The sequence below is a fragment of the Anaerovibrio lipolyticus DSM 3074 genome (assembly GCF_900141865.1).
Taxonomy (GTDB): Bacteria; Bacillota; Negativicutes; order Selenomonadales; family Selenomonadaceae; genus Anaerovibrio; species Anaerovibrio lipolyticus.
Genome location: NZ_FQYW01000008.1, coordinates 144589 through 153520 on the forward strand (window position 1 = coordinate 144589; position 8932 = coordinate 153520).

Sequence of the window (8932 nt, forward strand, 5' to 3'; positions counted from 1 at the left end):
ATCACCCACCATTATAAGCAAAGAAGGAATTATTATTCTGCTGTATCTTATACGCATCCATAGGATTGCCTACATTAAAGGTATTGGTCTGTATTCTATCACCATAACTGATACCTGGCTGGCTGACTCCCATGCTCTGCATGGCTCTTTCCCAGCCTGCATTTGAGAAGCCTGAACTTCTTTTTTCAACTAAGCCAAGCCAAGTCAATGCGTCTATTGTCAGATTAATCAGCTTTGACAACTCACCTGCAACATCACGGACGATATTACCCATTGCTTCAAGTACCTCGCTGGCCTTTTTGATATTCCATGCAATAGTTCTGAACGCCAACACGCCAACTGTCATAATTCCTGTTCCAAGCCACTCTGCAAGTTTTTCCAAAAGTGGCATAAACGGCTCTATCGCATTCATAATATTTTCCCATGCTTCTGCAAGGTCATCTAAGCCGTCACCCATAAACTCTTGGACAAGAAGCCATCCTTGTTCAAGGCCTTTCCAAAAGGCAGCATTAATTTGTTGCCCTTTTTCCAATAAGTCCATTAGCATTTCCAATGGACTAAAGTCAAACTTGCCAAAATCGAAATCAACCTTAAAACCAGTGCGTATGTCATCAAAAGTCTTTTCAATTTTCTTCAGATACTTAATAAACCTCGTTAATTTTGGGTTCTCAGCCATTTTCTCAGTGTCGCCATCCCAAATTGCCACCGCATCTGATACGATCTTGGTTATTCCATTAAAGGTGTCCTCAATAAACTGGGCTATCCTCGCAAAAACATGAGTCCTTTCTTCGATTCCCTCTACTCCTTTATAAAAAGAATTGCTGATTTTCTGCATGCTCTGCCCAATGGTCTGAGTGGACATTCCAAACTGTTCATCTATGGTCTTTCCTGATGCCAATATAGCCCTCAATACAGTGCTTCTAGTAAGCAACCCTTTTGCGCCCATTTCTTTGAGCTGTCCCTGTTCTACACCCATGGACCTTGCCATTTCCTGCATTAACAGAGAAGCGCTCTCATTCAGTGAGTGCAATTCGTCACCCTGCAAAACACCCGAACCTAAACCTTGTTTTAACTGTAGGATAGCTCCCTGGGCCTGTGCTTCACTAGCTCCCTCCAATGTGAGTGCCTTTGAAACAATTTCTGTTGCCCTTATTGCATCCTCTCTTGTAAACTCAGGGTCGTTCTTTATACCACGGTTAATACCAAAGAACAGGTCACTAGCCGCCATATAATCAGTTCTAGCATTTTGGGACATATCAAACAGTTGCCCACGGAGTGCTTTCCGCTTGTCAGCATCTGCCTCAATGGTCCTTAATCTATTATCTAAGCCCATAACTTCATCAGCCATGCTCTTAACTTTCCCTACAGAAAAGGCGGCTGTCATGGCTGCTGCCATAGCACCAAGTTTGGATGTAAGCAACGAAATGGAATTCGTGGCTCCACTCATTGACCGTTGGATATTCGCACCAGTCATCGCACTTGTAGCTGACAATTTTGCCATACTACTGGATGTATTAGACACAGCCCTCTTTAAATTGTTTTGTGACCGTGTAGCGTTACTCATTGACTGCTGTGCAGTATTACCCGCCTTCCTGGCACTGCTTCCAAAATTTTCTTCTGCCTTCTGTGCCTGCTTAATTCCGCTTGTGTCAGCTCTCCAAACTATTTTGGTGATTAACTCTCTTACAGTACCCATTACTTACCCCCTTTCTCAGCTTTCTTTATAGCTGTATATTCAACATCACTTTTCATTTCTAAATACCACAACATATTCAGAAGTTCAGCCAGTGACACAGCACCATTCTTCACATCAAGATAAGATACCATGCCACTGTCTATAACTTGATAAATAAACAGTTCAGCCTTAAACTGCTCCGTCATTTCGCCTGGTATATCAATCCGAGGCCTTCCAATATCTCTCGCCAACCAGCCGGGATTGCCGAGAGCTTTGTAAAATCCAAATAATTAACCTTTGCTACCTGTATCATAAGGGCTATAAGGTCAAGCGGGCGACCTGTGTAATACTCATCAATTACTGTTTCAGTAAACTTAACAAGATTTTTCTCAGCCCCATCATGCGAAAAGCTAATATAATCGGCTTTCAGTAAAGTCCTCGCAATATGTTCAAACTGTTCACCATTGAGTTTGGAAGGCAATTCCTCGAAAATACCACCAAACAACTTCGCCATAAATACCATATTGATTTCTCTGTCGAGGTTTCTTTCCTCAACGGCCTTTGCCGCACCGCTGATAACAGGACCGAGAATTTTCTGCAAGTCTGCCAAGATAGATAAAGATTCAAAAGGCTCAAACTGTCTAATCAAAAACAGTGATTCTCCCTGTCGATACTCCGCTGGCTTGTTCATCAGTTATTACCTCCAATAACCACATTGTCTACTTTGCCAGTGTTAAACACCCAAGACTGGGAACTAATCTGACGGTTTCTGCCAGTTTCGGGGAGATTTTGGATATACGCTTCTGCCGCACTTAGCAAAAGTGTACCCGACAAATCCTTTACCATGAGTGGCAGACAACCCTTCCCAGTCACACGATCAAGATTATAAATCTTACTCAGATAGTCATTAGACTTGGATGTGCTTGCAAGGTTTACAGTTACCTCATAGGTCTGATTAGGGTCCATAGAGCGGGCCACTTCACCATCAGCACCTACATACTGAGTAGCACCATCACCCAAAGGCTTCACTGTTACCATGTCATCCTCTGCCATGCCAGTAAGCTGTTTATTCCCAAAGATGATGATTACTTTTTTAGGGTCATAAGTAAGCATCTAAAATTACCTCCTTATGCTTCAATAAGGTTCTCGTAAGTAAGGGAACCCTTGATTATTACAACATGAATAGCACCTGCAAGACGGGCCGTGAATTTCACATCCTGCAAAATTCGGCTTGCCTTGGTGTTTGCTGAAATGGTTGCAGCATTAGGAACTGAAACAGTAAAGCCAAGATTGGTTTCACCGTCCTCAGTGTATTCATCAGGTGCAATTCCGCCCCTGCGCTGACCGAGGGTAAGAGCTGCACGAATCTTGGACTCAATAAGAGCGATACCGCCGTCAGTATAAGGTACTTTATCGGTATTAATAAGGGCATTGAATACGTTGAGGGTAATTTCTTCCTGTAACCAGTCACGGAAACGGATAACGTCAATCCATTCACCAGCAGCAACCTTGCCGTTCTGAGTGATGCTTACATTGCGAAAACGCTCAAAAGTATTACCATTCTTCTTTGTAATGGCATTGTATTCAGTTTCAGTAAGGCCATCAGTGGTAACTCCTGCCAGCTTCTTCAATGCCCAGGTCTCACCGCCTGGCTCAATGGCAAAACAGCGGGCCATGACAGCACACTCAGGGAAGTCAGTAGCCGCCTTTTCATGGTAAAAACCAAAGGAACGATAGTAATTATTGTCCATAAGCTGACTCAAAATGTCCGTAGACACATCCTGGTCCTTCGCCCCAGCTGCAGCGGTGGACATACCATACAACTTAGTATGAGCCTCAACCCATTCCGCCATGGCCAGTACGTCGGCATCTGCACGGGAAGTGAAGCAGATACCATAGAAGTCATTATCAGCCTTGGTAATGGCTGTCATCATATCGGCAACAGTTTCCGTAGATACGGCAGTTGCCATAGAAAGATTGCTTGTTACTTCCAAGGAGAAGTCCTGCCCACTGCTTGGCGCAATAGTAAGCACCTCGCCTGATACTGTACCGGTAACCACAGCACCGATATCATCACTGATAGCCGTTGCAAGGCCTGTCAGAATTGCAGAAGCTGTACCGCTTGAATTGGTATAGCTGTACTCGTCTGTATGCACCTCACCTGAGGAGTTTTTGGTCTTGACCGTCAGTTTGTAGGTACCAGTAGGCAGTACCTTCTTCACGCTCACGCCAACAGAATCTGCCAGTCTGCGACCTACCTTGATAACAGATGGTCTAGGTATCTGACTGAAACCGTCAGCCACTGCCAAATACAGCGGGTCGTCAGTAGAAAAGCCATCGGCAATCATTTCATCAGCATCGGTGTATGAAAGTACACGGGACAGGCTGTGAATATGTGGGCCGATTACTATCATTGTCGAAAATCCAGCAGCGGTAATACCAGTGGTATTAAGTGCTATCTGAACATTAACAACACGGTCTAAATTTGCCATGTTTTCATTCCTCCTTTAAATTCTTTAAAACTAAAAAGGAACTCAAATCATTTCACTTCCTGATTTAAGTTCCTTTAAATTCAGTTGAGATATTTACTGGAATGCTGTACCCACCATCTTCAATGGTTCCATCCTCACCGATTTTTCCATAGATTAACTGGCCTACAGTAACAACACCATCAATATTATCTCCACCAGTACCATCACCATTTCCACTTGCAGGTATCGTTATACCCTCAACCTGCTCAATAATGGTATTATCATCAGCAATAACCTTCATAAATCTAACATGAAGGTCTACTGCCGCTCTACATTCATAGGTCTGTCTATCATCTAGCAGACCGCTTATGTCCTGCACAGCTTCTGAGTCGAAAAATGACACTCCTGCCAAATAGCACTTATTGACCACAGAATCAACCGCCAGTCTACCCACAAGATGCTCCAAGTCGTCATAAGGAAATGTGCCCTTTTCACCGAAAAGCTGTACTTCAAGCACTGCTTCTGTTGGTGTCACCAAAATCCTGTTCAAATCCTGCGGATTAGCTGACGGTCTTGACTCCGTGTATGCTTCTTCCCTGGAGCCATACAGCCACAGGGTTGCAAATGGTCTTTTAAGTTTCGGCAGATTCTGATTCGCCCATATCACTGTCACTCCCAGTTCCGTCTGTATTAGGTTCAGCAGGAACTTCCTCAGGTCCGATACCGCCATCAAAATCCACCTCCTGTGCTATAGATTTGTAGTGTGAAATAACTCCCGACTGATAAGCACTGCACATAATGACTTTCCAGTACCTGCCCTGCCACCATACATAATCTGGCCAACAGGCGTTGCCCTGTTCAGTCACCTGCTTTGATGTGAGCAGAGGTTCATCCGTGTACAGCTTCACTATACTGGCAGTAAACTCGCCATTACCATTTGCCTTGGTGTATTGGGCAGCCTCACTGTTGTTCAATGGCTGTACTGATGCCATAATTTCCAGTGTTTTGTATGACGGATTGACAACCATTCCATCCACAATTTCACTGTCACCTTCTGCCCGATAAATTGTCTGTAAATGTCTGAATCCCATCATCTCACCTCAAAGTCTATGGACCCTCTCAGCAGTCCTGTGTCGATTAACGGAGCATCTGAACCCTTCTGCCTTATTGTGCTAGGGGCATTAGCTCTCAACAGGGTCCTATCACCGATAACATTTTGGATGTCACCAACCATCTGATTTCCAAGAACCTCCACCGCCTGTTCAACACCCATGCCATCAATGACTCTTTCGGCAACAGCTTCTGAGAGTTCTCCCCATTTCTTACCATTCTTGCTTGCGGCCTTCCGCATAAATGGTCTCTTAGGGATATTCTTTGTTCCATATTCATTCCATGTAGCCACATCAACAAGGTCTGCACCTGTTTTCTTTTCCTTTCCTGCGGTACGGAGAACTCCTGCAGCAAGCTCCTTGTCTGACAGTCGCTCTGTGAACCGCTTAAGGTCCTGCAGACTTACACCCTTTTCAGTGATAGACACATTTACAGCCATCAGAAACACCCTCTTTTCCTAATGGTTACTGGCACAATGCACAACCTCATAAGGTCAAGATACTGCTTTCCGTAGACTGTTTTATTCAGCAGATCACTGGAAGTCCTACCCTCTGCAAATTGATGTTCCAAGTCGCCTTCCTTTTCACGGATAATGGCACCACCAGTTACATCAGTCGAACTGGAGCCGGATGCTGTCATGATATTTGACAGTGCCATGTTGTGGGCGGTATAAAATGCAACCGCCCTCTCATAATACTTGCCAAAATTAGCACGACTTATCATATCGGCGTATATGTCAATATTGGCCTGTACTGTTGCATCAGGCACATCCTTGAACTCAGGGGCTATCACACGGAATATTTCTAGGATAGTCATACCACATCAACCTTTCAAAAGGTTAATATAATCCTGCTTTGTACGGGCCTTGCTTGTATCAAGTCCCTTCTCCTTTGCCGCCTTTTTGAGTGTATCGAGGTTTTCTTTCTCGAAATTACGCTCAATTTCCTTGGCCTTTGCTTCGGAGATTTTCACGATTTCGCCACTTTTCACCATTTCAGCAATACGAGGAAAGACTTTTACAAGGTCGTCATAATTGCGTACTTCGGCAGGACGTGAAGGGACTAACATGTAGCCCCCTGCAAAAATCACTCTAGCTGTCTTATTGAGCAATTTCATGTCCATTACCTCCCGTTAGCACTGAGCCTTAATAAAGGCGTATGGGATGTCAACAGTAACACCTACAGTGGATGCAGTACAGTCCACAACATATTCAAGGTTGCGCTTCTCTACCTCGTGCTGGTGGAATCTCTCAGGAATTTCAAGGCGTACATAGTTCGGGTCAAAATATCCTGCATACAGCAAGTCCTTACCGCTGTCTCCGGCACCCTTAAGACGGTAAACCTTAATCCAACGAAGAATCTGCGGATTAACTTCCTGCAGATATTTCATAACAGAATCGGTAGTATTCGGAATCCTTGTCTTGGTCAGTCGGTTATATGCCTCAGGATAGAGCAACACAGTGTTGACAGACTCAACACCATTAGTTGCATCTGATACAGCCTCCAAGAATTCATTAAAGAAGTCGATTAACTCATCTGCAGTCATATCCTCAATCTTAGTAGTGCCCGCAGCATTGGTAGGAACCGTATACTCGCTAATGTTAGGGTTGCCAATAAATCCTGTAATCTTGTGGCTAGTGTCACCACTCCATGCAATACGGTTCAGTTCGATATCAATAGCTCTACGTGCCATCTCAGCCTTACGAGTGGAGAGATTTGTATTCGCAAACTGGGCATTCTGAATCTCACGGAAATTGTAACCATAGGAATCACCAAGGCTGTGAACCTTTACAGAGTCCTCGGTTGCAGCAACATCTACACGAGGAAGGTCGTCTGCGTAGTTGCTGATAATCTTCGCTGTGCCTACAGAGTCATAGGTACGAGTTACTGCACTCTCAGCACCAACAGGGATGTCAGTCTGAACAGGGAATACAGAGAAGGCCTCCAATGGTGCCTTCTTTACTTCAAGGGTACGGGCACGCACATATTCAAGCTGACGGGCCAGGAAAATGGAAGTTGCTTCGTCCATCTTGGCTACAGTCTGTAAATAGCGTGCCTCATTCTCGTCATAGTGCATTTCTTTATTAGGCATAATTCTTAGTCCTCCTTCTCATTAATTGCGGATACGGATACTCACAATGTCGCCCGCAACACCGCTTCCAAGGAACTTCGCATTTGGAATAGATACCGCAGTGGTCAGAGTAGACGGGGACTTGATATAACTCAATGTTCCCTCTACTGCGCCCAAACCTACAGCATCCCCGGCAGTTACATCCTCTGCGGTCTTTACATATACATCACCGCTAGTCATAACGGAAACAGCCTTACCGTCAGGGTAAGTGTGACCGTCCTTAGGGTCCACATGCTCATGCAGTGCCACACCGATAACAGTAGACGCATCAGAAGCCTGTGCCGCCTTCTTTACCTGCTCTGCAGGGTTGGTACCCAAAATTACTGGGTCACCTGCATCAATATTGCCCTCTGCAGCATAGCTGTCCACGGTGTCAACAGTGGAATCAGCCTTCATACCTTCAAGGGCAGGGGCGTTACCACCATACCAATCAAAAACCTTGTCCTGTGCCATATTACTTTACCTCCTTCATCCACAGCTCTGCTTCGTCAGCCCGAAGTTTTTCTTCGAGTTCTCGAACACTCAACTGCTTTTCTTCCTTCTTATCACTCTCATCCTCTTTATGGATGGTCTTTCTCTGCTCTGCCATGGAATCCTCGTGCTTGATTTCCTTGTCCTTCGCCATGTCAAAGCAAGCATTGATGTACTCATCACTCTTGCCTTCAAGGTTCAGACTGTCACCATGCACCTTCTTGATAATAGCAGTCTTGATGTCCTTATCAGACATTTCATCTGCCTTCTCAATGTCGAATTTCTTGGCAGTTGCCAGCATTTCAACACGGGACTTAACAGCTTCATCAAAGGTTTCCTTTGCCTTTTCCAGCTCGTCCTCATGTTCCTTCTTGGCCTTTTCAGAATCAGCAAGCAGTGTATCATACTTAGCCTGCAAGCTGTCCATCTTGGTCTGATTTTCTTTGAGGTCTGTCTGTGCCTTTTCATAGGCTACAATGACCTCGGGTGCGGCTTCGTATTCGATACCGCTGTCAAGTCTGATCTTCGCCATGTTGTTATTCTCCTTTTCTGTTTCGAATATTTCGTCACCGTCCATATTTAGGCGGGCCACTGAACCTGCCCTGGCTCGGTTTACGATAGCTAAATGGTTGTACTTGATATTCCGCTGAATTGCGTCATAATGCTGTCCGTCAGGCGTTGTGCCGGATGTCATATCCAAATCACAGGTATAACCACATGACAGCTCCCTTGCGTTGGTAGGCAGGTTATAAATCACCACATCAGCTCGGATGTTATTCCCATCCTCTTTTCCTGCTCCCATAACAGTTCCAACAGGTGCTGACCTATTCCAGTTCTTGTCGTTCACCATGCCATGATGCCCGACTGTGATAGGCTTGCCGTTAAGGGTTGCCAACGAATCAGCATTAAAGGCCTCCTCAGGCGGTCTGTACTCATTTCTTGTCGTTCCGTCAGGGTTTCTGTATTTCAGTATCCCAGTCCTGCCAATAACAGGAGAATCCCGAATAAACCCCTCGTCCGTCTTTTCAGCTTTTATATGGAATGTGTCGTATCTAACAGCCACTTTCTCACCCCC

Annotated in this window: 13 protein-coding genes; all 13 read right to left on the reverse strand. The window is 45.0% G+C overall.

Features of this window, described 5'->3' with window-relative positions; all coding sequences use genetic code 11:
• Position 1: 1 nt before the first annotated feature.
• On the reverse strand, positions 2-1696 hold the full coding sequence (locus B6K08_RS05690; RefSeq protein WP_080325641.1) for a tape measure protein: 1695 nt from the start codon (positions 1694-1696) through the stop codon (positions 2-4).
• On the reverse strand, positions 1696-1881 hold the full coding sequence (locus B6K08_RS05695) for a hypothetical protein (RefSeq protein ID WP_080325642.1): 186 nt from the start codon (positions 1879-1881) through the stop codon (positions 1696-1698). Before B6K08_RS05695 ends, B6K08_RS05690 begins: the two co-directional genes overlap by 1 nt.
• The gene (locus B6K08_RS05700) at positions 1878-2366 is read right to left on the reverse strand and encodes a phage tail assembly chaperone (protein WP_080325643.1); all 489 of its coding nucleotides are present in this window, start codon (positions 2364-2366) and stop codon (positions 1878-1880) included. Before B6K08_RS05700 ends, B6K08_RS05695 begins: the two co-directional genes overlap by 4 nt.
• Entirely contained in the window at positions 2366-2788 is a 423-nt protein-coding gene (locus tag B6K08_RS05705) for a phage structural protein (RefSeq protein WP_080325644.1), read from the reverse strand. The genes B6K08_RS05700 and B6K08_RS05705 overlap by 1 nt, the downstream gene beginning before the upstream one ends.
• Positions 2789-2802: 14 nt before the next feature.
• Entirely contained in the window at positions 2803-4167 is a 1365-nt protein-coding gene (locus B6K08_RS05710) for a DUF3383 family protein (RefSeq protein ID WP_080325645.1), read from the reverse strand.
• Positions 4168-4231: 64 nt separating this feature from the next.
• Positions 4232-4876, reverse strand: coding sequence for a phage neck terminator protein (locus B6K08_RS05715; protein ID WP_159446712.1), 645 nt, complete (start codon positions 4874-4876; stop codon positions 4232-4234).
• Positions 4779-5240, reverse strand: coding sequence for a hypothetical protein (locus tag B6K08_RS05720; protein WP_143254843.1), 462 nt, complete (start codon positions 5238-5240; stop codon positions 4779-4781). Before B6K08_RS05720 ends, B6K08_RS05715 begins: the two co-directional genes overlap by 98 nt.
• Positions 5237-5695: a hypothetical protein gene (locus B6K08_RS05725; RefSeq protein ID WP_080325648.1), complete on the reverse strand. Its 459-nt coding sequence runs from the start codon at positions 5693-5695 to the stop codon at positions 5237-5239. Before B6K08_RS05725 ends, B6K08_RS05720 begins: the two co-directional genes overlap by 4 nt.
• Positions 5695-6072: a DUF4054 domain-containing protein gene (locus B6K08_RS05730; RefSeq protein ID WP_080325649.1), complete on the reverse strand. Its 378-nt coding sequence runs from the start codon at positions 6070-6072 to the stop codon at positions 5695-5697. Before B6K08_RS05730 ends, B6K08_RS05725 begins: the two co-directional genes overlap by 1 nt.
• 6 nt (positions 6073-6078) lie before the next feature.
• Positions 6079-6372 carry a hypothetical protein gene (locus tag B6K08_RS05735; RefSeq protein ID WP_080325650.1) on the reverse strand — a complete coding sequence of 98 codons (294 nt, stop codon included), beginning with the start codon at positions 6370-6372 and terminating at the stop codon, positions 6079-6081.
• 15 nt (positions 6373-6387) lie between these two features.
• Positions 6388-7347: a DUF2184 domain-containing protein gene (locus tag B6K08_RS05740; RefSeq protein ID WP_080325651.1), complete on the reverse strand. Its 960-nt coding sequence runs from the start codon at positions 7345-7347 to the stop codon at positions 6388-6390.
• Positions 7348-7368: 21 nt separating this feature from the next.
• On the reverse strand, positions 7369-7839 hold the full coding sequence (locus B6K08_RS05745; RefSeq protein ID WP_080325652.1) for a structural cement protein Gp24: 471 nt from the start codon (positions 7837-7839) through the stop codon (positions 7369-7371).
• Position 7840: 1 nt separating this feature from the next.
• Positions 7841-8920 (reverse strand): DUF2213 domain-containing protein, encoded by a 1080-nt coding sequence (locus B6K08_RS05750; RefSeq protein ID WP_159446713.1) that lies wholly within the window; start codon positions 8918-8920, stop codon positions 7841-7843.
• Between the last annotated feature and the right edge of the window lie 12 nt (positions 8921-8932).

Bases quoted from the DNA above. Each gene is read 5' to 3' on its own strand.
- B6K08_RS05725 (WP_080325648.1), bottom strand. From the start codon at position 5,695: ATGGCTGTAAATGTGTCTATCACTGAAAAGGGTGTAAGTCTGCAGGAC.
- B6K08_RS05705 (WP_080325644.1), bottom strand. From the start codon at position 2,788: ATGCTTACTTATGACCCTAAAAAAGTAATCATCATCTTTGGGAATAAA.
- B6K08_RS05720 (WP_143254843.1), bottom strand. From the start codon at position 5,240: ATGATGGGATTCAGACATTTACAGACAATTTATCGGGCAGAAGGTGAC.
- B6K08_RS05710 (WP_080325645.1), bottom strand. From the start codon at position 4,167: ATGGCAAATTTAGACCGTGTTGTTAATGTTCAGATAGCACTTAATACC.
- B6K08_RS05695 (WP_080325642.1), bottom strand. From the start codon at position 1,881: ATGACGGAGCAGTTTAAGGCTGAACTGTTTATTTATCAAGTTATAGAC.
- B6K08_RS05730 (WP_080325649.1), bottom strand. From the start codon at position 6,072: ATGACTATCCTAGAAATATTCCGTGTGATAGCCCCTGAGTTCAAGGAT.
- B6K08_RS05690 (WP_080325641.1), bottom strand. From the start codon at position 1,696: ATGGGTACTGTAAGAGAGTTAATCACCAAAATAGTTTGGAGAGCTGAC.
- B6K08_RS05715 (WP_159446712.1), bottom strand. From the start codon at position 4,876: ATGGCGGTATCGGACCTGAGGAAGTTCCTGCTGAACCTAATACAGACG.
- B6K08_RS05745 (WP_080325652.1), bottom strand. From the start codon at position 7,839: ATGGCACAGGACAAGGTTTTTGATTGGTATGGTGGTAACGCCCCTGCC.
- B6K08_RS05735 (WP_080325650.1), bottom strand. From the start codon at position 6,372: ATGAAATTGCTCAATAAGACAGCTAGAGTGATTTTTGCAGGGGGCTAC.
- B6K08_RS05700 (WP_080325643.1), bottom strand. From the start codon at position 2,366: ATGAACAAGCCAGCGGAGTATCGACAGGGAGAATCACTGTTTTTGATT.
- B6K08_RS05740 (WP_080325651.1), bottom strand. From the start codon at position 7,347: ATGCCTAATAAAGAAATGCACTATGACGAGAATGAGGCACGCTATTTA.